The organism is Cohnella pontilimi (assembly GCF_005049045.1).
GTDB lineage: Bacteria > Bacillota > Bacilli > Paenibacillales > Paenibacillaceae > Cohnella > Cohnella pontilimi.
Genome location: NZ_SUPK01000004.1, coordinates 124,334 through 151,108, shown reverse-complemented (window position 1 = coordinate 151,108; position 26,775 = coordinate 124,334). Strand labels below are relative to the sequence as shown.

General features: G+C 47.4%; 14 protein-coding genes. 13 read left to right on the top strand and 1 reads right to left on the bottom strand.

Annotation, left to right across the window (positions count from 1 at the left end; all coding sequences use genetic code 11):
• Nucleotides 1-16: 16 nt before the first annotated feature.
• Nucleotides 17-913: an IS1 family transposase gene (locus tag E5161_RS09495; protein WP_136777488.1), complete on the bottom strand. Its 897-nt coding sequence runs from the start codon at nt 911-913 to the stop codon at nt 17-19.
• 178 nt (nt 914-1,091) lie between these two features.
• On the opposite strand from E5161_RS09495, the gene E5161_RS09490 reads away from it, so the two are divergent.
• The 13 genes from E5161_RS09490 (at nt 1,092) to E5161_RS09430 (ending at nt 26,566) form a co-directional block, all read left to right on the top strand.
• Nucleotides 1,092-2,627, top strand: coding sequence for a TIGR02677 family protein (locus E5161_RS09490; protein ID WP_136777487.1), 1,536 nt, complete (start codon nt 1,092-1,094; stop codon nt 2,625-2,627).
• A gap of 21 nt (nt 2,628-2,648) precedes the next feature.
• Nucleotides 2,649-3,863, top strand: coding sequence for a TIGR02678 family protein (locus tag E5161_RS09485; protein ID WP_246042166.1), 1,215 nt, complete (start codon nt 2,649-2,651; stop codon nt 3,861-3,863).
• A 23-nt stretch (nt 3,864-3,886) separates the two neighbouring features.
• Nucleotides 3,887-8,026, top strand: coding sequence for a TIGR02680 family protein (locus tag E5161_RS09480; RefSeq protein ID WP_136777485.1), 4,140 nt, complete (start codon nt 3,887-3,889; stop codon nt 8,024-8,026).
• Nucleotides 8,023-9,396, top strand: a complete 1,374-nt coding sequence (locus E5161_RS09475; RefSeq protein ID WP_246042165.1) for a TIGR02679 domain-containing protein — start codon at nt 8,023-8,025, stop codon at nt 9,394-9,396. The genes E5161_RS09480 and E5161_RS09475 overlap by 4 nt, the downstream gene beginning before the upstream one ends.
• A gap of 240 nt (nt 9,397-9,636) precedes the next feature.
• The gene (locus E5161_RS09470) at nt 9,637-12,408 is read left to right on the top strand and encodes a class I SAM-dependent DNA methyltransferase (RefSeq protein WP_136777484.1); all 2,772 of its coding nucleotides are present in this window, start codon (nt 9,637-9,639) and stop codon (nt 12,406-12,408) included.
• Nucleotides 12,405-14,489, top strand: coding sequence for a DEAD/DEAH box helicase (locus E5161_RS09465; protein ID WP_136777483.1), 2,085 nt, complete (start codon nt 12,405-12,407; stop codon nt 14,487-14,489). The genes E5161_RS09470 and E5161_RS09465 overlap by 4 nt, the downstream gene beginning before the upstream one ends.
• A complete protein-coding gene (locus E5161_RS09460) occupies nt 14,490-15,674 on the top strand; it encodes a GIY-YIG nuclease family protein (RefSeq protein ID WP_136777482.1) in 1,185 nt (394 codons plus the stop codon).
• Nucleotides 15,675-15,929: 255 nt separating this feature from the next.
• Complete coding sequence (locus E5161_RS09455) at nt 15,930-17,555, top strand: ATP-binding protein (protein WP_136777481.1); 1,626 nt, start codon at nt 15,930-15,932, stop codon at nt 17,553-17,555.
• 5 nt (nt 17,556-17,560) lie between these two features.
• Complete coding sequence (locus tag E5161_RS09450; protein WP_136777480.1) at nt 17,561-19,444, top strand: ATP-dependent nuclease; 1,884 nt, start codon at nt 17,561-17,563, stop codon at nt 19,442-19,444.
• Nucleotides 19,445-19,714: 270 nt separating this feature from the next.
• Nucleotides 19,715-20,236 (top strand): hypothetical protein, encoded by a 522-nt coding sequence (locus tag E5161_RS09445; protein WP_136777479.1) that lies wholly within the window; start codon nt 19,715-19,717, stop codon nt 20,234-20,236.
• A 116-nt stretch (nt 20,237-20,352) separates the two neighbouring features.
• Nucleotides 20,353-23,109: an MrcB family domain-containing protein gene (locus E5161_RS09440; RefSeq protein ID WP_246042164.1), complete on the top strand. Its 2,757-nt coding sequence runs from the start codon at nt 20,353-20,355 to the stop codon at nt 23,107-23,109.
• Nucleotides 23,081-25,492, top strand: a complete 2,412-nt coding sequence (locus E5161_RS09435) for a restriction endonuclease-like protein (RefSeq protein ID WP_136777478.1) — start codon at nt 23,081-23,083, stop codon at nt 25,490-25,492. Before E5161_RS09440 ends, E5161_RS09435 begins: the two co-directional genes overlap by 29 nt.
• A gap of 36 nt (nt 25,493-25,528) precedes the next feature.
• Nucleotides 25,529-26,566, top strand: coding sequence for a restriction endonuclease (locus E5161_RS09430; protein ID WP_136777477.1), 1,038 nt, complete (start codon nt 25,529-25,531; stop codon nt 26,564-26,566).
• Nucleotides 26,567-26,775 lie beyond the last annotated feature (209 nt).

Genomic DNA, 26,775 nt, shown 5'->3' with positions numbered 1-26,775 from the left:
GCGGCATAAGTTATCATTATAATCCGATACGGAACAATTGTCGGATTTTTTCACTGTGAGTACAGTGGTAGTTCTGGTCCTGGAACTGATGCCAGGCCGCGTATTGGGGCAGATACCTGGACGCAACTCCACGCATGTCGGCGTACCTGTTAACAAAGCGCTTCGCGATCGCCTTAACATGTTCAGTACGCAACAGTTTCAGTTCTGCACGTGAAAATGCAGGCATCTGTTGCATGGAAAGCATTGTTGGATTGGTGAGATCAGTACACCAAAATATCCTTTCCCTACGTAGTACGCTGTTCTGGACGAACTGTGCGCCAAGTCCAACATACACCTTACCGCTGCGACTTATGCAAAAGACGAGGGTTTCTTTTTGTCTGGGAACAGACGAACGCCCCGTCTTTTGCCCTTTTTTCGAGGTTTTTACGGATAACTCCGTATATTCAACGATACCCGATAAGGATGTGGTCATTTTATTGGAAATGTGAGACAAAATCTTTTTGCGCCATGCATGTGCCGTTGTCGGACTGATCCCGATCTCTTTCGCGCTTTGACGTATCGATTTTCCATCCAACATGCATTTGAGAAATGCAGGCCAATTCGCCACTTTTTTTGATTTATGAAACACAGTGCCGGTGTAGTCGTTAAATGAGGCCCCACATAGACGACACAGGTATCGCTGACGGTCGGAACCCGGCTTTATCTTCCCGTTGCATACGACTTCCGGACGGTGATTCGGGCCGCAATGGGGACATTGAAGCCTGTCTGGATTTTTCCACTCCCTTACCGATTGGACATCAAAACCTATCGATTTATTAAAATCATCGATAAATCTTTGCTTTTTCTCGGGTGGAGCTTTAGTCATGAGCAGGAATAGATGCTCTCCAGGCCATATTCCTGACGGCTCAGCCATGTGGATTCCTCTTTTCCAAGGCATTTAACTTTATGACTTCATCATAGCGAAGCTGATTAGAGTGATCAACATATATCTGATACATACAAAGGGGGTGAAAGTTGTGTGTATTGCCAAAAAGATGCCTAATTGCTTATATGGTGTTAGTGATGAACGAACAGGAAATAGGGGGTGAAACATGTTAGATCTGTCGATTGCCAACCAAACATTGCGAAGCGTGCCCGAACTGAAATATGTGAATGCAGATAATGTGGTGCGATATCGGGCAATTATGCGGTTTTTCTATCAGGAATATAAGCGGCTCCGATATTGGATGAAGCCCGAAGAAGTATATACGGGCGTCCTGGAATGGAATGTGCTGCCAACCTACACGCTCGATCAATGCGTATCGGATTTGGAGCAGCTTGAGGAATGGGGTAACCTCGCCTCGAGGCACGACGGCGGACGGGCGGCAACGTTGGAAGAGTATATGAAAAAGAATATGCAATACCTTTTGCGGCCCTATTCCATCGAGATTGAAAGATTGCTGGAGACTCTCGAGAAGGTGACTGGATACGGGGGGTCCTTGGAATCGACGCTGTTCGATTCGATTGCCGAAAAGCTGTTCGCCATTAGAAGCATGGGATGGGAATCGTCGCCGGAAGTCGCGCTGGAGCTGTGGGCGACGCTATACGACGCGTTCAAGCGGCTGCATGAGAACGCGGCCGATTACATCGCGAGCCTGCAAACTGCGAAAGCGGAAGAGATGATGGTGGCCGAATCGTTCCTCATATTTAAAGATCGCTTAACGAATTATTTGCAAAATTTTATCCAGGCGTTGCAGCGAAGTGCTTATAAAATTGAAGGCAACTTGGAGCGTATTCACGAGAGCGTCCGAGACATGTTTTTGGCACAGGTCGTGAATACGGAACTGGACAAGCCGAGGCTGGAAGAGACGCCGTCCCCGGATGCGCTGATGGCTGAGCTACATCAGGGTTGGTCCAACTTGCACCGGTGGTTTCTAGGAAACGGCGTTACACCTTCTGAACTTACTTTGCTCGAGCGGGCGACGAAGGACGCCATCGCTCGCATCGTACGCAGCGTGATCCGGATGCAGGAGCGTAAGCGATCCGGTGTGAGTCGAAAAAAAGAGTTGGAGCACCTCGGGCAATGGTTCGCTCGGACACAAAAACTGGGCGATGCCCACCGGCTTGCCGGACTAACGTTCGGATTGTTTCAGACGCGTCATCTGCAGGGTGAAGACTTGCGGCATTCCGACCGAGCGGAACAATCGATGTGGGACGAAGCACCGACCGTTCGCATGCTTCGTTCCCGGAGCCGCAAAAGAACCGGCAAGCAAGACACAGAACCTGTTCCGGAAAATGAGGAGCGGAAACGAAGAGAGAGACAATTTTTCCTCAAGCGGCAGGCGGAAGAATGGGAAGCGATTCGCGAATTGGCGGAACGGGGTCGGCTGCGGATTTCGGAGTTGGGAACTGTATCTGTGCAAACCCGGATTCGGCTTCTTCACTGGATCGGCAGATGCAATTCTGCGCCGAATCACGCTTTCGTAACACCGGAAGGAGTTCGGGTTGCGATGATGAATGCCAAAACGAAGGAGCGCACGGAGTTGATTTCGGAAGACGGTGAGCTCCACCTGCCGGATTATGAGTTCGTGTTTGCCTTGACGGAAGCGGCCAGACAAGCGGCGGTGACGACGGAAGGAGGCACTTGACGCATGAGGGGACGTGGAAACATGGCCATCCAACGCGCCAGGCGGACGTTACGCTCGGAAGTTAATTCGGCACAAGCGCAGGAACGCAAACAAGCCTGTGTTCACGCGTTGCTAAATCGGCCATGGATTTTGAAAGAAGAGGATCAAGATCTTTATTTCTCAATAAAAGATCATTACGAGGAGTTGCGGGAGTGGTTCATGGATCAAGCCGGGTTTCCGTTGATCGTGACCCGAAGCTTGGCGAAGCTGGAGCGGACGCCGGTAGTACCGCATGCCTGGATGGGCTTCGAGGAATTCCGGGAAGTTCGGGACTACGTATTTTTCACATATTGTCTGTGGTATTTGGAAGGCAAAACGGAGATGGACCAGTTCCTGCTGTCAGACATTGTGGAAGAAGTCAGAGAGCAGATGGCGATCGGCGGCCTCGAGTCGGACTGGAGACATTACCACCACCGTCTGTCGATGGCACGAGCACTGAAGAAGCTTACTTCACTCGGCGTACTCATCATGGTGGACGGAGACGAGAATGATTGGGCGCAAAATGAAAACAAAAATGCACTCTACGAATGTTCTCCGCACTCCCGCTACGTTTTGAGACGGTTTCCGCAAGATTTGACCACGTACAGCTCGATGGAAGATTTGGCGGACCCGATTCTGTACGCCGACACCCCGGACGGACAAAATATCCGAAAGCGACACCGGGTATTCCGCAGATTTTTACTGGAACCGGTTGTGCTAGACAGATATTGGGACGACGATTCTCTCCCTTATGTGTTAATGCAGCGGCGATACATCATGGATCACATGCAACGAATGCTCGGCATGGAAGGCCGCAGGTACCGGGAAGGATTGCTATTCTTCCATCCAGAATTGACCGGTGAAGCGGCGCTGTTCCCCACCTTGTCCGGAGTTTCGGACCTGGTACTGCTTATTGCGGGCGAATTGCGGCGGCAGATGAATCAGGAAGGCAGCCGGTTTTACATGGAGCCGGATGGCTCCGTCCGATTAGAACGTTCGGAGATGGAGGGGCTGTTGCTGAGACTGCAAGAACGCCATCGTGAATATTGGAGCAAGGAGTTCCGGGAATCGTCCTCCGCCCTGCTGGCTGAATTTTGTTTTGAACATATGGAACAATGGCGGCTTGGCGAGTGGGAGGATGCGAACCATTTTCTGGTCTCGCCGGTTGTTGCGCGTTGGAACGCTGAATACGCGAATACAGATTTTGATCTGGATTAACGAATCAAAGGAGGTCGACGGTGATGGCGGTGGAAATGAACGTGCAGGAAGGGCTTGATGCCAGGTGGCGGATGATGCGTTTTGGACTGCTTAATTTTTGGTATTACGACGAAGAAGTGTTTGAGCTCGAGGAAGGTCGGATCATATTGCGGGGAGCGAACGGTTCGGGCAAATCCGTTACAATGCAAAGTTTTCTCCCTCTCGTGCTCGACGGTGATAAGCGCTCGCATCGATTGGACCCTTTCGGGTCTCGGGATCGCAGAATCGAATATTATTTGCTCGGAGAAGCGGACAGCGGGAAATCGGACGTAACCGGTTATTTGTGGATGGAGTTCGCGAATCCGTCGAAAGGCTTGACTAAAACGATCGGCATCGGTTTGCGCGCGCGTCGCGGAGGTCAAGTCCAGTTCTGGGGCTTCCTGCTGGATGACGGCCGGCGGATCGGCGAAAATTTCTGGCTGTACGACCGGAACCATTGGTTCGAGCATCATACGCGTATTCCACTCAGCAGACAGGATCTGGAGAAGACAATAAACTCCGGCGGCCAGGTTGTTCAGGATCAAGCGTCTTATCGAGACATGGTGAACAAGCAGCTGTTCGGGTTCGCCGACGCGGAAGCGTTTCAAGATTTACTGCATCTCATGATTCAGCTCAGAAGCCCAAAGCTGTCCAAAGACTTCAAGCCGTCGGCGATCTATGACATCCTGCACGATTCCTTGCCGCCGCTGCAGGAGGAAGACTTGAGGCCTTTGTCCGAAGTGCTGGAGGACATGGATCAGATTGCCGACCGGCTGGACGAGCTTCGTCTCCATAGGAAGGAGATGGAGAAGCTTCAAGACGCCTACGATCGTTACAACAAACGGACGCTATACGATCAGTCGGTGCAGCTGTTGGAGCGAAATGCCGAGTATTCCGCGCATAGAAGCCGCATGGCGGTACTGGAAGCGAAGCGGTCGGAGGCTGAAGAAGCGAAGCAGGCGGCAATAGCAGACATCAGCCGTACGGAAGCGGCGTTTAGGCAAATGTCGGCAGAGATCGACGTGTTGGAGAATCACGAGGTGGTCGGAAAGCAGCGGGAACTGGAAGCAGCGGCTTCTTCCTTATCGGAAACGGAGAAGCACCTTGAACGGACACAAGAACGTTTGGGCAAACAGCGTATGAAACAGTCGGCGGTTGCCCGCGATTTGGACGAACTGGAGCAGAAGCGCAGCCGCTATGCGTCGGAGCAGCGGCAAACGCTTCAGGAACTGGAGTCGTTAGCGCAGGATCTCGAGTTCGCCGAGCATCCGGTTTACCATCGATACTGGGACAGGGGTCAACCGGAGGACGACCGCTGGCGGGAGCCTTGGAAACGTGACCTGCGTCAGCATCGCGAGCGGTTGGAGACTGCCTTGGGCAAAGCGCGCGAAGAGCGTGAAGCGGCGAGGATCGCGCAAGAACTGGAAACGGAGCTGGGCGAGGCGCGTAAGCAACGGGACGAACGGGAGCGGGGGCGAGCGGAGGCGGACAAATCGCTGGAATCCGGCAAGGAAGCATATCGCGAAGCGGTGTTGTTATGGCGTGGGACGCTTCAGGAAGTGCCGTTCGACGATGTACGCGTCCACGAGACTTTCCAGGCGGTGACGGCGTTCGGACCAGAGTCTCGCTCGCCTGAGCCGATTCGCGCACCCATGCTAAACGCGCTTGCCGTCCGGCGTGATTGGCTGGCGGGGGAACGGTTGCAACTCCGGCATGAGAAGAAGGAGCTGGAGCGCAGACAAGATCAGCTGCGGGAAGATAAGCGGACGTGGGAGGACAGCCGCGAGCCGGAACCGCCCCGCAGCGAGGCGCGCGCGCAGCGGCGTCGCGCGCAGCCGGTAGGAAGCGGATCGCCACTGTTCGCCGTGTGCGACTTCCAGGTAGGTGTGGACGAGGTGCAGAAGGCGAGGATCGAGGAAGCGTTGGAGCGTTCCGGTCTGCTCGACGCGTGGATTTCTCCGGACGGCCGACTGGGACCGCTAGAGGACGGACAAGAAGAACTGTGGATCACCGCTCAACCGCATGAAATAGGTTATACTCTGGCAGATGTGCTGGTACCTTCGCCTTCGGAAGGAAGCGGATTGCGGGCAGAAACGATTCACGCGGTGCTGCGCACGTTCTTATGGGTGGAAGAAGGAGACATCGGCGGCTACGAATCGTTTGGCGCGGTATTATCAGGGTCCGGCATGTTTCAGCTCGGTCCTTTGGCCGGGGCGACGGCAGCCAAATCTCGTGCCGAATACATCGGCAAGGAGACGCGCAAAAGGACGAGAATGCTCGAAGTCGCCCGACTGCAGAGCGAATTGGAGCTTCTAGGCAAGCAGTTAGAGGAGCTCGACTCCCGCATTGCTGCAATTCAGGAGCGGGAGCAGGTGCTGCAAGCCGAAGGGGACGCTTTCCCTGCATTTTCCGCATTGGAACAGGGCTTGCATGCACTACTTGAAGCGTCGTATCGTCTGGACGCCGCATTAACTCAAGAAAACCGCGCTTTGGAGCGGTTTAAAGATAAAACGACGCTATGGCGCGACCTGCAACGGCAAGTGAACGAACTGACCGCGGGCTGGACGCGTTTGAAGCGGCTGAGAGATCTAGAAGAAGCCGTATCCATTACGCGGGATTACGATAGCTTGATTGGCGGGCTGCATTCCGCGTGGAGCCGGAGCGTAGAGACGGCGAATCGAATCGGCGTGCTGACGGATGAAAAGGAGACGCTCACGGCGTCTATCGAAGACGATGAGATGCTGACGGTTGAGCTGGATGAACGGCGGCTGTCACTGCGCGCGCAGGTCGATACGCTTCGCAAGTTGATGGAGGAATTGGGGCTTGCCGACATCTCGCGGCGCATTGAAACGTTGAAAGCGGACAGGGAGCGGCTGGGCAACGAGCGCAAGGCGTTCGACGACAAGCTGGACAAGGCTAAAGACGCAGCCGCCAGAGCCGATGAGAGCGTCCGATTGTATCAAAAACAGGAGACGGGGCTCGCAGAGGCATTGCAGATTTCCGTTGCTAGCTGGCATCGGGAAATGCGGCGAAATCTGATAGCGGAATGGCGAGAAAGGTATTCGTCCGACGAAGGGCAATCGGAGCAGACCGAAACGACACGCATCGCTTCGGATATCAAGCACAAATACGACGCGGCGTTTCTCGGCAAAAACGCGGATACGGTGAACAATACGCTGCTCGGACTTTACAACGAGGTTCGTAGCCTGCTGACGGATTACGTTTTGGAAATTGATATCGAAGAAGAAACCGGTCGAATCGTCATCCGGTCGATGCGAGACCGCGCTCATCCTTTGTCTCCGCAGCTACTGGTCGAGGAATTGACGCGGGACGAACAGGAACAAAGCGTTCTGCTCAACGAAAAGGACCGGGAGCTATATGAAGAAATCATCCTGCGCAGCGTCGGCAAAGCGATCCGTCAACGGATCCATCGGGCGGAAAGCTGGGTTAAACGGATGAACCGGCTCATGGAGGAGCGGAATACGTCGAGCGGTCTGAGGTTGAAGCTCGACTGGGATCCAAAGGCGGCGCAGAATGAGCAGCAGATGGATACCGCAGCGCTGGTCGAATTGTTGAAACGGGATTCGCACCGGCTGCGCGAAGACGAGATCGACGCCATGATCCAGCATTTCCGTTACCAAATCGGCTATGCCAAACAAACGGCGCAGAGCGAGAAGGAGTCGTTGCGCAAGCATCTGTACGAAGTGCTTGACTATCGGAATTGGTTCGAATTCGAGCTGAAATATCGAAAAGGCGAGCAAACCGCATACCGACCGCTGTCAGACTCCCGATTCAACGTGCTAAGCGGCGGGGAAAAGGCGATGGCCATGTACATTCCACTGTTTGCCGCAACCTGGTCACGCTATTCCGACGCGCGGGCGGATGCGCCGCGGTTGATTTCGCTGGACGAAGCGTTCGCGGGTGTCGACGAGGAAAACATGCGAGATATGTTCCAATTGCTTACGGAGATGGGCTTCGACTACATGATGACTTCGCAGGTGCTGTGGGGCTGCTATGATACGGTGCCGCAGCTGGCTATCTATGAAATCTACCGGCCGAAGGATGTCGATTTCGTCACGTTGTTCCGTTACCGGTGGAATGGACGGGTGAAAGAGTACGTGCAGGATAAGGGTGACGCGACGTGAAACCTGAAGCGGATGTGATGCGACGCGCCCAAATATATTTCGATCGACCCGGGTTTCGACGCCCTCTGAAGGCGGTGTGGAAAAAATACGTTTCACTGGGGCGGATTGGCGGTCAGGCCGTTGTCGAACACGTGTCTGAAGCAGAGTGCGAAGCTTTAAATTCCTTCTTCGGGTGGGATTTCAGACCGGGCGATTCGGTGCCGATTCCGTTGCGCTTGTTCGATCAGGAGCTGCGGGAATCGGCGTTCGCGATCAGCATGCTTCAACTGCATAGCATGCTTGAAGGAACGCCTTTATTGACAAAGAGCGAGAGGATGCTGGGCTATGGCCGGCGGTGGCGCAGTCTCTTCGCCAAACTACGGGAGACGGAGAGCGGATCGTTCTGTCGGCTCGGGGAGGAGTGGCTGACGCTGATGGAGCAAGGCGCAGGGGCTGGCTACCGTACGCTTCGCGAGTGTTACAACGCGGATCCGGATAACGCTCTCATGTCGCTCCGCATTGTGATGCATGCGCTGAACCAATTGTTCGAGGAACAAGAAGGCGTTACAAATGCGCAGATCCGGATGCCGGTTTTGGCTGCCCGCGCCAGTGGAGATGCACACGCGCTGGATTTGGACAGACCAGCCGGCAGAATGCTGATAGCAGCGTTGAGATCCAAAGTGTCCGATATTCCGTTCGACGAGGAATCGAGTGACGGCATACCGGATCGCCATGACGGTTCCGCGACGCTGAAACTTCGTGAATTCTACCGTCAATTCGGCATTCTGGACGATGATCTGTCTTCTATTGTCCATTGGTTTATTCCGGAGTCTGACAAACCTATTGTACCGACGGTCTGGACGCTTCGGCAAGTGGACGCGGAAGAGCGGTTTCCCCGATGCTCGCGAATCTATGTGGTTGAGAATCCAGCCGTCTTCTCTGCAGTATTAGATTCAATCAGGCAGCCAGTCGATCATTCCGATCATGCGCCGCCGGCGTTGATCTGCACGAGCGGCCCCGCCAGTTCGGCGGCAATTCGCTGGATCCAGAGATGCTTGGAAGCCTCCGGGCCTAAATGCCAACTATATTATTCCGGTGATTTTGATGTAAAAGGGTTGCTGATGGGACAATCCCTGTACAGGATGTTTCCGGAACAATTTGCCGCATGGAGGTTCGATGTTGAAACATATCAGGCTGCTTCTCTATTTCGTTATCCCGGACCTTCGTTCGATGAAAATGAGATGGAAAAACTCAATAAGATGAAGGTGCCTTGGGACGAACGATTATGTGAAATTATGCGTCAGACCGGTAGAAAGGCGCACCAGGAATCATTTGTGGAAAAGCTGATTGAAGATTATATGCTGTACGTTATGTCCGATTCGTTAATTTAATAATTCGAATCTGTGCTTTGATCTGGAGAAATAAAGCATATTAATTTTTATCATAGTCTCTATGGCCGTCTAGGTTAGCAACCTAGATAGGCCATTTTTGTTTTGAATATGGTAATCTAGTTATATGAAATGTCTTTGCAAACTTTGAGAGACACATATCGGCATAGCCTTTACTATCGCCGTAGTGAATGCACTACGGCTTCATGTCGGCAACAGAACTGAACTTGGAGGAAAAATAGCATGAACCCGGTAGAGATTGAAGCAGCCGTTTCCGAATTAGCGACCCAACCTTTTGATAAGGATGAGTTTCCGTTTGCCTTCCTGCGGGCGTTCGGAAACAAGGAAACGACAATCAAGCGCCTGCGCTCAGGCGAATCGAATAAGTCGGACCTGGGCGGTGTCCTACAAACGAACAACATTCATATCGCGGTTGCTCAACATGGCGAAGTTTATAAGACACTAGCTGCACTGAAAGAGAGCCGAGCCACAATCAGAGCGAGAGCACGATATATTCTTGCTACAGATGGCGTGGATTTTCAGGCGGAGGAGCTTGATTCTGATGAACCACCGCTCGTTTGTGCCTATCAGGATTTCCCGAATCACTTTGGCTTTTTCTTGTCACTTGCCGGGATCACGACCGTTAAGCAGGTACGCGACAGCTCTTTCGATATTCGTGCGACAGGTCGGTTGAACCGGCTCTATGTCGAGCTGCTGAAAGACAATCCGCAGTGGGGAACAACCGAACGGCGTCATGAGATGAACCACTTTATGGCTCGACTGATATTTTGCTTTTTTGCCGAAGATACCGGTATCTTTAGCGGGATACGTCTGTTTACCGACACGATCGAGCAGATGAGTGCAACTGATGCTTCAAATACGCATGAAGTGATTAGTGAAATCTTCCGCGCCATGAACACGAATAATCTTGACCGCGAAAAAGTGAAATTACCACGCTGGGCCGACACGTTCCCTTATGTGAACGGGGGACTTTTTTCTGACAGTGTAGATGTCCCCAAGTTTAGCAAAATTGCGCGCTCCTACCTTCTGCACATCGGTAATCTTGACTGGACCAAGATAAACCCTGACATCTTCGGCTCGATGATCCAAGCGGTTGCGGACGATGAGGAACGTGGTGCGCTCGGCATGCATTACACGAGTGTGCCAAACATCCTGAAGGTACTCGATCCTCTGTACTTGGATGACTTGCGAACCCAGCTTGAAGCAGCGGGCGACAATCCTCGAATGTTGCTCAACTTGCGGAAACGTTTATCCAGGATTAGGGTTTTTGATCCTGCCTGTGGCTCAGGTAACTTCCTAGTCATTGCATATAAGCAAATGCGGGAGATAGAAAATATTATCAACGAACGACGCGGCGAACATGGGCGTGAGAGCGACATACCGTTGACCAACTTCCGTGGCATCGAACTGCGCCATTTTTCAGCTGAAATTGCGCGTCTCGCCCTCATTATCGCAGAATACCAATGCAATGTACTTTATCGTGGACCAACACTCGCCCTTGCCGAATTTTTGCCACTATCTGCTGACAACTGGATCACCTGCGGAAATGCTCTGTGGCTAGATTGGCTGAGTATTTGCCCACCAACTGGAACAGGTGTGAAAATCCATACCGATGATCTTTTCAGCACGCCATTGGATCAAGCGGAGATCGACTTCGAGAATGAGGGAGGCGAAACGTACATCTGCGGCAACCCACCGTACAAAGGTAGTAAGTGGCAAACTGACGAGCAGAAAAAGGACCTGGCCAATTCATGGTCGAAACACCCAAAGCTCGCCAAGACAACGGATTACGTCACAGGGTGGTTCGCAAAAATAATGGACTACATTGACACTGAGCCGAGCGCTGTTGGCGCATTTGTAGCCACCAACAGTGTTTGTCAGGGTCAGCAAGCCATTGATGTGTGGCCAGTGGTGTTTCAGCGAGGGTGTGAAATCCGCTTTGCACACACATCTTTTAAGTGGGCCAATCTGGCCAGCCATAACGCAGGTGTTACCGTGGTGATCGTCGGCTTAGGAAAGAGTTCCGTTTCGCCGAAAAGGCTGTATCAGGATGGCTTGGTTAAGCAGTGCTCGGCAATAGGCCCGTATCTGGTACCAAATAGCCTAGCCTATGTGCAGAATACCAATAATCCTATTGGCCAGCAGTCGCCTATGCTGTTCGGCAACATGCCGCGTGATGGTGGGCATCTGTTACTGGATAGTGAACTGGCAGCGAAGGTTATGGCTGAAGACGTCACTGCTCGGCCCTTCATCAAGCGATTTGTCGGTTCGGACGAATTGATAAACGGTAGGCTTCGGTATTGCCTGTGGATTGAAGACGACGCGGTAGAGGTATCAAGGAAAAGTGAATTTATAGCGCAGCGATTGAAATTGGTGGCAGAGAACCGCCTCCAATCGGCTGCGGAATCAACTAGGAAATTTGCATCACAACCGCATCGATTCGTCCAGGTTGCGGGCCATCCAAAAAAGAATTGTATTGTTGTTGCTACCGTATCATCGGAGAGCCGCGAGTATCTTCCGGTAGGGCTTGCGACAGCGGAAACAATAGTAAGTAATCTTGCCTTTGTTCTTTTCGACGCGCCTCTTTGGAATATGGCCGTAATAGCTTCGCGATTGCATATGGTGTGGGTCAAAACGGTTTGTGGACAATTAGAGACTCGATTAAGGTACTCAAATACAATAGGATGGAACACATTCCCCGTCTCTACACTGACGGAGAAGAACAAGGCCGACCTTACCCATTGTGCCGAGGACATTCTATTGGCGCGTGAGGCACACTTTCCAGCGACGATCGCCGAACTTTATGACCCGGACAACATGCCTGCTGATCTACGCGAGGCGCATAAGCGTAACGATGAAGTACTAGAGCGTATCTATGTTGGCCGTCGTTTCCGCAACGACACCGAACGGCTGGAAAAACTGTTCGAGCTTTACACCAAGATGACGACCTCTACGAAACTGACTAATAAGAAAAAGAAGGGGGTAGACGCGTGACTAACGGAAATAAATCGATCCCTACTATTACTGTGACATACGCACGCAACGGGAACTCGACTAAGGCCAATGCGCTGGGAATGCGAACGATGCAGGAACGAGCCTATGAACGGCGCGGCGAGCAGTACCTACTTATTAAGTCACCGCCGGCATCTGGTAAGAGCCGGGCGCTAATGTTCATCGCCCTCGATAAACTTCAGAATCAAGGGCTCAAGCAGGCGATCATTGTGGTACCGGAGAAGTCAATTGGTTCGAGCTTCAACAATGAGCCGCTGAGCCAGTTTGGCTTTTGGGCCGACTGGAGTGTGGAGCCAAAATGGAACCTTTGCAACGCGCCGGGTTCGGATAATGGCGGCAAGGTAAAATCCGTTGGCGCGTTCCTCGAAAGCAACGACAAGGTATTAGTCTGTACACATGCTACCTTCCGATTCGCTGTCGATGAGTTTGGGGTGGAGGCATTCGATAACAGACTGATCGCCGTTGATGAGTTTCACCATGTTTCGTCGAACCCTGATAACAAACTCGGCCTGCATCTCGGACAGTTTATCGCCCGCGATCTTGTGCATATCGTGGCGATGACCGGTTCTTATTTCCGAGGCGATGCTGAGGCAGTGCTAGCCCCGCAGGACGAGTCGAAGTTCGACACCGTCACCTATACTTACTACGAGCAACTTAATGGTTACGAATATTTGAAGCAACTGGACATCGGCTATTTCTTCTACTCCGGCTCATACACCAATGACATCCTTAAAGTGCTCGACCCGGCTGAGAAAACCATCATCCACATCCCGAATGTCAATTCACGCGAGAGCACGAAGGACAAGATCAGGGAAGTGGAGCACATCATTGAAGAGTTGGGGGAATGGCAAGGGACTGACGCCGCGACCGGCTTTCAGCAGGTCAAGACGCCAAGCGGCCGAATCCTCCGGATCGCCGATCTGGTGGATGACGACCCGACGAAGCGCGACCGGGTGTCTGCCGCTTTGAAAGATCCTGCCCATAAGAATAATCGCGATCATGTGGACATCATCATCGCGCTTGGAATGGCTAAGGAAGGCTTTGACTGGATTTGGTGTGAGCACGCACTTACGGTTGGCTATCGGGCGAGTCTCACTGAGATTGTACAAATCATCGGCCGCGCAACCCGCGACGCGCCTGGCAAAACTCGCGCTCGATTTACCAATCTGATTGCCGAACCTGATGCCTCCGAGCAGGCCGTTACCGAGGCCGTGAATGATACCCTGAAGGCCATTGCTGCCAGCTTGCTGATGGAACAGGTCCTTTCGCCTCGTTTTGAGTTCAAGTCAAAGAATTCAGCGAACGGTCCGGTGCAAGGGTTTGACTATGGAGACGGCGGTTATGACCCAGGAAAGTGTAACGTCGGCTTTAACCACGAAACGGGGCAGTTGCAGATCGAGATCAAGGGCCTCTCCGAACCCAAGAGCGAGGAAGCCGTGCGCATATGTCGAGAGGACCTGAACGAAGTCATCGCGACATTCGTTCAGGACAAGAATACCATTGAGCGCGGCTTGTTTGACGACGAAATGGTGCCGGAGGAACTGACCCAGGTTCGGATGGGCAAGATTATCAAGGAAAAGTACCCCGAACTCGGCGAAGAGGACCAGGAAGCGGTTCGCCAGCACGCTATCGCTGCCTTGAACCTAGCGCAACAGGCTAAGCAAACTGCGCTTGGGGGAACGGGGGGCAGCAGCGAACCTACCGCCAACACCGCCTTTATCGATGGAGTTCGCAAGTTCGTAATGGACGTGCGTGAACTAGATATTGATCTAATCGACCGGATCAATCCATTCAGCGAGGCATATGCGATCCTCGCCAAGGCGTTAAGCGAGGATAGTCTGAAACAGGTTGCGGCTGTTATTGCTGCAAAGCGCGTTAGCATATCCTACGAAGAGGCCAGAGCATTGACTGAACGGGCTGTGCAATTCAAGAAGGAACGTGGGCGACTGCCGGACATAAACGCGCAAGATCCATGGGAGAAACGTATGGCGGAAGGCGTCGCAGCGTTGCAGCGCTATTCCGCGCAACAGAAGGCCGCAGAAGGTCGGGGAGGAGGAATATAGATGTCTAGCCTTTCTGATGACGAACTTCTCAGAGAGCTTGGTGTGGAATATGAGATCGTAAAGGAACGTTCTCACACACCTCGTGAGGAACGTATTATTGCGGGGTTTGAAGAAATCCAGCAATTTGTCGAACAGTATGGCCGTGCGCCCCAACATGGTGAAGATAATGATATTTTTGAGAGGCTTTACGCCGTGCGACTCGATCGCCTTCGTGAACAGGAAGAATGCCGGGCTCTTCTTGCTTCACTTGATAATCAAGGACTACTAAGTGGAGTGGAGATTGCGCCGGTCGACCCAATAAAGTCACTGGATGACGATGAACTGCTCGCCGAACTCGAAGGCGCGACTGGTCCAACCGACATTACAGAACTGCGACACGTTCGCTCCCGTGCTGAAATACAGGCTGCAGAAGAAATTGCTAATCGTGAGAAGTGCCAAGACTTCGAGCACTTTCGGCCTCTGTTTGAGCAGACTGAGCGTGAACTCAAATCCGGCATTCGACAAGCACGGCCATTTGGTAAGGATGCGAGTGTCAACACGGGCGACTTCTTTGTCTTGGGCGGCCAACTTGCCTACGTAGCTGAGAAGGGAGAAGAGTTTAGGGCACCGAATGGACATCCTGATGCGCGGCTCAGAGTCATTTACTCCAACGCTACCGAAAGTAATCTCTTGCTCAGGTCCTTGCAGCGCGCGTTATACAAAGATGAAGCTGGGCGCCGCTTGACTGATCCTGATTTAGGGCCTTTGTTCAGTGAGACTTGGGATGAAGCTGATATCGAAAGTGGTACTATTTATGTCCTTCGCAGCCTATCCAATCATCCCTTCGTTTCGGAGCACCGTGAACTCATTCACAAGATTGGAGTTACTGGAGGTAAAGTAGAAACCCGCATCGCCAATGCAGCGCACGATGCCACCTATCTGTTGGCGGATGTTGATGTCATTGCCACATACAAATTGGCCGGTATCAACCGTACGAAGCTAGAGGGGTTATTCCACCGCATTTTCGCACCGGCTCAGCTCGACCTTACTATTCATGACCGTTTCGGCCACCCGGTACGGCCGCAGGAATGGTTTCTCGTGCCACTGCACGTAATTGACGAAGCGGTGAGCCGTATTCGCGACGGCTCAATTACTGATGTGGTATATGATCCTAAGAAGGCTAGTTTGGTTGGTATTGCTCAGTAAAGATGAAGCTTCACACCCCATTCCAACTGTGAAGGACGCCGAATCGAGGCGTCCTTCATTTTCGCTCTATTTATGATACGGTGAACGTAGACATATAGTTTGCACACATGATGGATTAAAACTTACTTTTGAATTTAAAAAGAACCCAAAAAAGGGTTCTTTTTAAATTCAACAATATGATACAGGATTTTACATTCGTTTGTCGAAAATACTGAAGCAAAGCAACTAAAAATGTGAAATATTGGAGGGGTTATTTTGGATCTAAGAAAGAGTGCACTATCCTTTGGCAAGGTAATAAGTGTTGATGGCAGCAAAGTTACAGTTAAAGCGGAATCTTTAAGGAATTTAGATGGAGATACAACTCTTTATGTAGAAGTAGGATCATTTGTAAACTGCGGTGGTTTCCATGGAGACACAATATGTACAATAACTCGTGTATTAATTGAAGAAGTAGAGCGTAGAGAGAACATTGTGGAAAACAAAATAGTTGAACTTTCTATAATTGGAAGTAAAGGTGTAGATGGTCGATTTACACGCGGGGCTGATAAGTTGCCATCCATTGGGTGTGATGCTTTTCTCCTCAATGGCGAGCAAGTCAATTTCTTATTAGGAATAAATCTAGATGAAGAAGAGAGAAAAAAATACTTCAAGGTTGGCAGACGCTCAATGAATGGAGCGGGGGATGCATATCTAAATCTAGATAAGTTATTGGGTAGACATACTGCAATTGTAGGTACAACTGGCAGCGGAAAAAGTAGTACTGTGGCAAGAATAGCACAATCAATATTGGAGAGTTATCCGAAACCAAGGTTAATTTTTTTTGATATTCATAATGAGTATACGAATGCTTTTTCAGGAACCTGGCAACAAAAGGCGAATTGTATTGAATGGGATAGCTTTTCATTGCCATATTGGTTTTTGGATTTAGATGAATTTATTAGCATATACTATCCAGAAGCTGGTGGTACACAGAAAATGTACATAAAAGAAATGATTGAGGAATTGAAGAGATTAGATATACCGGAACCTGAAGATCAAAAAGTTTCCGTTGATAGTCCAATATATTTTGACATGGATACACTTATTGGTAAAATATCCAGAAAACGTGACGGAGAAACAACTGAAGCAAAAAGAGATCCATTTAATAAAATGATTTTAAAAATACAGAGTATACATAATGATACAAGATTCTCATTTTTAAAACGTGATATGGATGAGAAGAAGAGTCTTGCCGCTTATTTTAAGTTTATTTTAGGATTAGACTCTGATAACCAAAAATATATTTCTGTTTTAGATTTAAGTGGTTTACCGGCTGAAGTAAGAACCATATGTGTAGGGGTACTAACTAGACTATGTTTTGATTACAGATATTGGGACATGGATCCTGAAAACTTGCCAATAGCTTTAATTTTGGAGGAAGCTCATACTTATATTCCCGAAGATTCATCATCAAAATATACGCTCTGTTTAGAAAGAGTTGAGAAAGTTGCTAAAGAAGGGCGTAAGTATGGATTAAGCTTAATTGTAGTTACACAAAGGCCTTCAAATATATCATCTACTGTGTTGTCCCAATGCGGTACTTTCGTCACACTAAGACTAACAAACGATCTTGATCAAAATAAAATAAAGCGTTTACTTCCTGACACTTTAGGCGATCAGGCTGATATATTATCCAGTTTAAGGGACGGAGAAGCCCTAGTAACAGGTGATGCAATGACATTGCCCGGAAAGGTGCTGTTTGATCCACCTGCACCTAGACCAAAAAGTAATGATGTTAGATTCCACAAGGCTTGGATTGATGGTCCTCCTCCTGGTTATAGTGTAGAAGACATTTCCAAATGGTGGATAACTAGAGAGAGAAATATTACACAGAGGGATTAAAGCAAATGAATATTAAATCCATAGAAATAACAGGTTGGAGATCTTTTTCGAGTGATGAAGGGGCCACACTTAGCGATCTAAAAAAAATTAACATTCTCATCGGACCAAACAATTCAGGGAAATCCAATTTATTCAAGTATCTATTTCACATAAGAGATATGGTAAGATCAGCAACTCCTAGGCATGGAAGGAGAGATGGTCTTAGTAATTACAATTTACTTAATAATGTTTCATCTTCCTTCAATATTAGTGATACATGGGCAGAAGAGGGTTCTAGAATAGTATTAAAACTAGCAATTGACGAAATCCAAGAGTTTTCTGTGGATGGGATTACACCAACATTACATCAGAGTAAGGAAATTCGATTAAAGGCTCAGCATAAAATAGAGGAACAAAAGTCATGTTTCTCGGTTCTTTATGAGGATGAATTATGCCTTCTTGAAGAATTTCAAGACAACAATCCTAAGATACTGAATCCAGAGAATACCGAGTACGTTAATGTTGTAGAGGGAATAGGGTATCCTCATGACACGGTTATATATTGGAAACAGTTTGCGGAGAGTTTAGTATTTGTTGATCCTGTTAGACACTATTCAAGGGATAGAGCAGAGTTTAATGAAAGTGATTTTGATGGTAGTAATATTGTCCAAGAAATTATCAAAGTTCGTAATGAACAAGATACAGAATGGCGAGAGTTTAAAAGAAATATGGAGGAGTGGTTAAAAAAAATCCTAATAGAACCGGAGGTAATACTTGACCCTACTAATGAAAAACTAAGGTTTTATATAAAGAGAGGGACGAAAGAGATTGCGGCCTCTTTTGAAAATATGGGTACAGGTGTCTCACAGCTAGTTATGTTACTTTCGTTCCTACACATTAATCGAAATAGGAATCTTAATGTCTTTATAGAAGAACCAGAAAGTAATTTACATCCAGAAGCAGTCGTCCAACTAGTTAAAATAATTGAGAATAATTTTCCAAAACATAAATTTTTTATTACCACACATTCCTCGATATTAATAGATCAAGTGAATGATAATTGGACAATTAATCGTGTATATAGAAAATCGACTAATGCTTCAAAAATTTTACCGTGTACTGAATTATTACAGCAGTATGACTTATTGGATGAATTGGGTATAAGAGCATCGCAATTACTACAAAGCAATACTGTAATCTGGGTTGAAGGTCCAAGTGATCGAACATACGTAAATAAGTGGATTAGTGACAACAATCCAAGCCTGATAGAAGGGAAGCATTACACTTTCCTGATGTATGGTGGTTCCAATTTGGCTAATTATGACCTAGTTGATGATGATGATGATTACATTAACTTACTTAAGACAAGTCGATACTCTGTAATTATTTGTGATTCTGATAAAAGTGCTGAAGCCGATGAATTGAAAGGGAGGGTTGTGAAGATAATTGAACGGGTAGCAACCATGACTTTCGATGATGGAAGAAATTTGGGAGACTATGTGTATATATGGGTAACATCTGGAAGAGAAATTGAGAATTACGTACCAAAGGAAATCTTTGATGATGTTTTATCTTCTGAGCCATACCTAAGAAAGTTTTTATATGAAAATGATGGAGCCGGTCAAAAACAGAGAAAGGATCTAATATTCGAGACTGACGATATCGAGTTTGATCCTTTTGTTGCCTTTGATATTTTTTATGCAAAGAAATATAAATTTGATGAGGGGACTCCACTAGCTGCTGGACATATAACAAATATTGCGAATGACCTTTCAAAGAAAAAGGCGGGCATTGCCAAATTGGTAGTTGCAAAATGGACAATGGAACATTACCGTTCAGATGAACTGAAAAAGAACATTGCTAATGTTATTGAACACATTGAAAAAGCTAATTTCTATGGGGAAATTTAATTTTTAACCGGTCAAATTTGTACCATTACTCAAGTAAAGTAAGTGCGGAAGACCCCCCCTTCCGTCCCCCTGCGGGGGAAACACAGGGGGCTCTCCCCCTGCGTTCCCCACTCGGCGTTAGCCAGCCCAGCCATTCGGCTGGGACACATTTGAGTGTGGGAGAAGCAAAACGCCCATCAAGGCAAAGTGAACGCCTTGACGGGCTTTCTTTTGAACTTCTAAGTTCTTTTCTTGCAAAGACCTGAATTGGCTTGCCACAGCAATTGAAAAGTGGACGCCGCATGGCTTGAACAGAATATTGTTGAAGAAATCCAGACGAGATACACCATACCTGCCAAAGTGGATGAGTTAATCAAGGATGTAACATCGAGCGCCAAGACTAAGAACAAAGAACTTGACCGTTCCATTTCAGAATTAACAACCAATTTGAAAAAAGCGAACCAAGAAATCCAAAGACTCCTTGATGCGATCAAAAAAGGAATAGATCCTTCTCTGATTGCCGATGAGATCAACAGGATGAAGAGCCAGAAGTATGATATAGAAACCATAATTAAATCGCTAAAAAGATCCTATAGCCAAGACTACGATGTCGATGCTGAATCGCTCAAGTTGTTCTTCTCCAACTTTAGAATCGCCTACGATAACGCGACCAATACCGAGAAAAATGACTTAATTCGAACGTTTGTCCGGCAAATTGAATTACATCCGAATATGGAAGAAATCAAAATCGAGTTTTATCACGATCAAGTTGTGCAGAGTATAGGTCTAGGTGAATTGCGAGAATTTACGTGAGAGGGTTCTACTAAGGGAAAGCCATAAATCCTTATCAACGTATCTAACAAATCACAAGGGTTAATCCGTTTATATTTAAAAAGCCTATTTTAACCTCAGTTCTGGAGGACACAATCATGCCACTTCCCCTCGAGTTGTCTTCGATATTTAGATCCAAACAAAAATCTTACAAAATGGTTCTTATTCTTTCAATAATAGATGAATATCAAAATACTCAGAATCGAGCAATTTCACTCGATGATGTCGCGAGACGATTCTTGGCTTATTACAAAAGTAGCATCGAAGATGGAAAAAAGGTCGATTCCCCTCCTAGTGGTGTAGCTACAAGCTGGAATGTATTTACGCTAAGTCAAACCAAATCGCTGCTCTACACACCGATTAAAGCGTTATCCTCAGTACTCGATGAAAGTAACGGAGGACAGACCATCTCGTTTAAGTCGACAATCTGGGACACGCTAGACGATGGGACCATGAACGAATTGCAAAGATATGCCCTAACTGAATTGGATAACTATAATAGCAATCTAGCTGCACCCGTGTCGCTTAAACAATCTTTATCCCAAATCATGAACAGTTACATAAGTGCTAAAGCTCAGCCATTCTCCAATCATGCGTTGGGTACATTGCTCAGACACACTCTTCCTACGAATCTAAAAAAATTAACCTTCATTGATGATAAGTATAAAGTACATGGTTCAATTGGTCAGGGCAACTGGGCCAATATTCCATGGCTTGCGATACTGGACAAGCGCATAACTGAAACCACGCAATATGGCGAATATGTGGTGTACCTGTTTGCCGAGGATATGAGCTCGGTCTATTTGACGTTGGCACAAGGGGTTACCGTTCCGCTTAGAGATCGAGGCAAAAGAGAGGGTTATCAATACCTTCAGCAAAAGGTTCAGGAAATGCGAGATTTTTTACCACTTGAGAATATGAAAAAGGATGAAAACATTCACCTGACAGCTAGCGGACTCGGTCGCGATTACCAAGTTTCCACTGTCGCTTATATTCGATATCAGCGAGATCAGATGCCTGAGGAAGAGCAACTAATCGCAGACTTAGAAAATATGATGGCTAATTATAGGCTTTACGCAGATTCGGAAACAAGCCAGCCGATTTCGCCCAAGCCAACATTCAAATTCACAATGGCTCATCTCTACTTAGCTCAAGGGATCATCGCTTATCTTGGGAAGGATCTTCCAATCCCTATCGGTTTAGATGAATTAGCTCGTAATCAATCATCTGTTTTGTACTCAGGGGATGAAGTGAGGCACCCAAAGGAGCGGATCCAGCACATTGGACGAGCGTTAGTCGAGTTGGGTCTAGTTCAACATGAAAATAACCATTATTCACTAACAACTTTTGGAGCCCAATATGCGAGTGCCTTTGATTCAAACCGTTGGAGGCTGAGCGCGGAGCAAGTCAAGCTCCTGAGACAGAAACTAGCCGAACAGGAAAGCAACGCGAGTAACTTAATTAAAGTCATAAACATGGCTATCACAATTGTCCGTGGCTTAAATGAATTTTCCTTCGAGCAATTCACTGAGAAGTTCATTGCTGGAATGCAGTTGCAAGAGGAATGGCGTAAGGTTACCCAGGATAACCGGTCTAGGTTCATGCTGAACTGGTTAGAAGAGCTTGGATTCATTCAGAAACAGGGAGATAAGTACATTCTTCTCGCGGATAAGGAGATTGCGCCTTTGGATACTTTATCGGTTTCCGAACGAATCGAGCACATTAAACAGTATATCGCTCAGAAAGGCTTTCACTATCCGGACTCGTTAATCGAGAATCTTTATTTATCATTTAAATCCAAGCCTTTTGTCATTCTGGCCGGTGTTTCAGGAACGGGAAAAACCAAGCTTGTCAAACTATTTGCAGAGGCCCTTGGTGCCACAAGTCAAAATAAACAGTTCTCTTTGATCCCGGTAAGACCGGATTGGAGCGATCCATCTGATCTACTTGGCTACAAAGATTTATCAGGTACTTATCGTCCGGGGCAACTAACAGAGGTACTTGTTGAGGCATCAAAAGCAGGCAATCGACAAAAGCCTTATTTCATATGCCTAGATGAAATGAATCTGGCTAGAGTTGAGCATTATTTCAGCGATCTTCTGAGTATAATCGAGACCCAAGAATGGCAAAACGGTCAGATCGTGACTTCACCCCTAATCAATGGGGCTTCTCTTAGACTAGAAGATCAAGCGGTGTATGGTAGCTTGTCTCTACCGGATAATGTCTATTTAATAGGAACTGTGAACATGGATGAGACCACGCATCCTTTCAGCAAAAAAGTGCTGGACCGTGCAAATACTATTGAGTTTAACTATATTAATCTCGGACAGTTTCCTGATGAGATCGGTTACTCCGATTCGTTAGGCGTTTCTCCACCAGACAATTCCTTCTTACGAAGCGAATATTTGCAGCTGGTCGATGTCTATCAAAATCACCGCGATTTGGTCCACAGAACAACTGAGAAGCTTGTTAAGATTAACAGCATTCTAGAAGAAATTCATTCCCATGTCGGCTTTCGGATTCGGGATTCTGTTTGCTTTTACATGATTTACAACGAACGGTTCCAGTTGTTGAGCGAAGATGCAGCATTTGATTTACAGTTACTTCAGAAAATTTTGCCCCGTGTGCAAGGCAGTAGCTCCTCTGTAAAACGAGTGTTACTCCAGCTAATGCAGGGAGCATTGGGCAAGACATTACCTATTGCAGAGCTCATGGAAGATGCCTCAGACCTTTATGTAAAATGGAGCGGAAGCCAAACGGGCGAAGCGGCAAAACATCCACAAACCGCCCGGAAAATTGCGTTCATGCTGCGGAGGTTAGAGGAAGATGGCTTCACCTCATACTGGCTCTCTTAACGAAAGTGTTGAGCTTCTTCGTGTGGAGACGAACCTTTTTAATTTATATATTCAAGGCAAGCCGTTTCATCCAACGGTCGAGTCTTTACAATTACATCGAACGACTGAGGCAAAGTGGGTGGCTGCCGGTTTACAGGTAACCACTCTTTCCAAATCTTTTACGATCGAAAGAATATCCATGTTTAATCCGGAGCTTAGAGAGCTGACGGAGTGGCAAACCGGAGATCTGAGCTTTCCTATCTTTTTTGAAACACAGACTTACGAGTTAGTGGTTGAGAAAAAAGAAGACCTGGCACTGACCTTCTACCACGAGAATGTGTACCTAAGGCAGGCTGTTAAACCGCTAGGCAAGACGATTTTATCCGGGTTGTTGAACTTTCAGAACGAAGTCGGTCTCACAGAGTTGGAGCTTCGATTAAACGGACTACCCGTATTTCAACTGGAACTTGAGATTTTTCCTTCGAAAATTGATTATAAACAAGACTATCAAATGATTCTTCACGATGTGAACCAGCAAATCTATAACCTATCTTTTGATTTTCTGCGGAAGACCTATAATCTCACAGGGGTAACGGAAACACGTAACCAAAGCTTAACTGAATTTTTCACAATCCTTCAACATGTATTCGACCAATTAGTTCAAGCCGTGGAGCGAATCAATGCTAGCCCTCATTCTAAGCTTGAACGTGAGAATCGAGTAGTAGAGACGGCAAGAGTGAAGAAGGCCGGCAGAGAGAATATAGTTTATCTGACCAAACGCCCGCAGCACCTAGTTCAGGATAAGAAGCTCGGGTTTATTCCGTTGAACAATGAGTTGTTTTACCCTAATTATGTGCTGGAGACGAAACGACATGTGAATTACGACACGATGGAAAATCGCTTTGTTCGCTGGGTATTGTTACGAATCTCCTTAAAGCTCAAACACCTAAAGATGCGATTGACAGAAAATAATCGACTGCAGGATCCGCTACTGGCTAAACGGTTGAACTCTATGCAAATGCAGCTGCAGCGGTTATTGAAGTTGGATTTCCTAAACGTTGGGGAGATGAGACAGCTCTCGATTTCGCTTGTCTTACAGATGGCGCCGGGCTATCGAGAGGTCTATCGGAATTACCTGATGCTGATGAAAGGTTTGTCTATTCAAAGTGATTTGTTCCGTCTCTCGATGAAAGATCTAGCCCAACTGTACGAATATTGGTGCTTTCTTAAGATCCACGATCTCCTTAGCCGAAAATATGAGTTATTGAAACAAGACATCATAAAGGTGAACCGTACCGGTGTATTCGTCACTTTGGATAAGTCTCAGCATGCGAGAATGGTCTACCGAAATCCGAAAAATGGTGAGATTTTTACCCTCTACTACAACGCACTGCCGAAGGGCGATCACAGCGAGACATTGGGCCAGAAGCCAGATAATGTGCTAACGCTGAAGAAAAATGAATCCGCGGCGGAATATAAGTATATATTTGATGCCAAGTATCGTTTGAATCCGGCTTATGAGGGAACATCTTATTACGAAAAGTACAAGATGCCAGGCCCAGAAGAAGATGATATCAACACTATGCACCGTTACCGAGATGCAATTGTTTATACGGACAAGCAGAGTTTTGAACTGGAACGGAGCATGTTCGGTGCATATGTGCTGTTTCCATATCATAATGAGGAGCAGTTCCGGGAGCATAGGTTTTACAAAAGCATTCAATTAATAAACGTCGGCGCATTTCCTTTTTTGCCTAACTCAACAAAGCTGATGGAAGACTTCTTAGATGAAATTATATTGGATAGTCCGGAGAAGGCTTACGAACGATCGACTCGTCCTAGGGGAACGAAGGAGTATTATCGGAACAAGTTGACAGGCAAAAATGTTTTGGTTGGATCGCTTCGGGAAGTGTCACAGCTAGATGATGCGCTTAGATATGGATTCTATCATGTGCCATTAGAGAATATTTCTGACCACACCTTGTTAACACAGCTGGAATATGTGGCGCTCTATCAGTCACGAAATCAGTTTCTAGCCCGGGGAGACGTTGGGGTGAACTGGTATGGCAAAATAGTAAATTGGCGGGTTGTGCGCCGTAAGGAAATTACGGAACGACCAGCGAGAAGAGGGACTGAAGAGAAGCTGTACGTGAAGTTTACCGTAGATGGCTGGGTAAAACGTGAGAAACCAATTGTCCCTGGTGGCAGGGGCATATACTCGCTGCTGTATACTTCGAAGTATATTTTTGATCGAGCCTTTGAAATTGCTGAGCTTAAGTTAGATACAGATGAGGATCTCACAGTGTGGCGTGAGCAGAGACGATTAGGTGCCATCAAAGTGGAGTTAGACCATGAGCAAGTTGATTTGGCGAGCAGGGTCTTAGGGGTAAGTTTGAGGGAGTAAAAGGAGTAGAAGAAAATTCTTGATGGAGGGTTACCAATGAGTCTTTGGTTATTTAGAGCTGGTAGTACGGGGGAGTATGAAAATAAATTCCTTAACGATCAGAAGGTCTGCCTTACTTGGGATGAGTTAAAAGTTGATTTAAGAAAGTTTCAAGAGAGACAGCACTTGGTAGATTATTTCATGAAAGAGTATGTTGCAGAAAAGTTAGGTAGAGCAAGAAATTGGGCAGGACAAGTGTGGCCGATCGCTCATGAAATGAAGAAGGGTGATTGGATTATTCTACCAAGCAAGATGAAATCTGCAATTCATATTGGTGAAATAACCGGTGACTACCATTTTGACATTAAACAAGGAAATCCATATTACCATTCAAGACCAGTAAAATGGTTTGCAACGGATATACCTAGAACAAATTTTGATCAAGATCTGCTTTATTCATTTGGCGCATTCATGACTGTGTGCAGAATTCAACGGAACGATGCGGAACAACGTATCAAATCAATGGCTAAAAATAATTGGATCACCTCTAAAGTGGGGGTTACCAACGGAGTCACATCACAGGATACAGCTGAGCAAGAAAATGAGGGATTAATTGATCTTGAACAATATGCAAATGATGCAATTGCCAAATATATCATCCGAAAATTTAAAGGTCACGGTATGGCCAGAATCGTGGAGGCTATTTTAAAAGCAAAAGGTTTCACAACATACATAAGCCCAGAAGGTCCGGATAAAGGAGTAGACATTTTAGCGGCACAAGGAAATTTGGGTTTTGGAAGTCCTAAAATTTGTGTTCAAGTGAAAACATCAGATACACCCGTTGACAGACCAACGCTAGACCAATTAATTGGCACTATGCATAATTTTAAAGCAGATCATGGATTACTCGTTTCTTGGAGTGGTTTTAAGAGTTCAGTTGATAAAGAACTGGCCCCTCAATTTTTCAATGTTAGACTCTGGGATCAAAAAGCAATCATTCAGGAGCTATTGGAGAATTATGATAAGCTGGAAGATGACATAAAAGCAGAAATACCTTTGAAAAGAACGTGGACTCTATCCCTTACTGAAGAATGAATGAATTAGGTGACTCTATATGATAATGAACGAAAAAATCAAAGCATATCTTAGCGGGTATCGGAGCATTCTACCCGGTAGTTTTGGAACGGGAAAAAGAAGGTAAAGTTACCGGCACCATGGGGTGCCGTTTTTTTTTAGAAGGAGAGTTAGAGAATCGTTTTCATATCCTAATAATATCCTTGCAGAGGAAAAACGCGGAAAGTGTC

Coding starts and splice junctions, on each gene's coding strand:
- E5161_RS09495 (WP_136777488.1), bottom strand. CDS start 913: ATGGCTGAGCCGTCAGGAATATGGCCTGGAGAGCATCTATTCCTGCTC.
- E5161_RS09490 (WP_136777487.1), top strand. CDS start 1,092: ATGTTAGATCTGTCGATTGCCAACCAAACATTGCGAAGCGTGCCCGAA.
- E5161_RS09485 (WP_246042166.1), top strand. CDS start 2,649: ATGGCCATCCAACGCGCCAGGCGGACGTTACGCTCGGAAGTTAATTCG.
- E5161_RS09480 (WP_136777485.1), top strand. CDS start 3,887: ATGGCGGTGGAAATGAACGTGCAGGAAGGGCTTGATGCCAGGTGGCGG.
- E5161_RS09470 (WP_136777484.1), top strand. CDS start 9,637: ATGAACCCGGTAGAGATTGAAGCAGCCGTTTCCGAATTAGCGACCCAA.
- E5161_RS09460 (WP_136777482.1), top strand. CDS start 14,490: ATGTCTAGCCTTTCTGATGACGAACTTCTCAGAGAGCTTGGTGTGGAA.
- E5161_RS09450 (WP_136777480.1), top strand. CDS start 17,561: ATGAATATTAAATCCATAGAAATAACAGGTTGGAGATCTTTTTCGAGT.
- E5161_RS09440 (WP_246042164.1), top strand. CDS start 20,353: ATGCCACTTCCCCTCGAGTTGTCTTCGATATTTAGATCCAAACAAAAA.
- E5161_RS09435 (WP_136777478.1), top strand. CDS start 23,081: ATGGCTTCACCTCATACTGGCTCTCTTAACGAAAGTGTTGAGCTTCTT.
- E5161_RS09430 (WP_136777477.1), top strand. CDS start 25,529: ATGAGTCTTTGGTTATTTAGAGCTGGTAGTACGGGGGAGTATGAAAAT.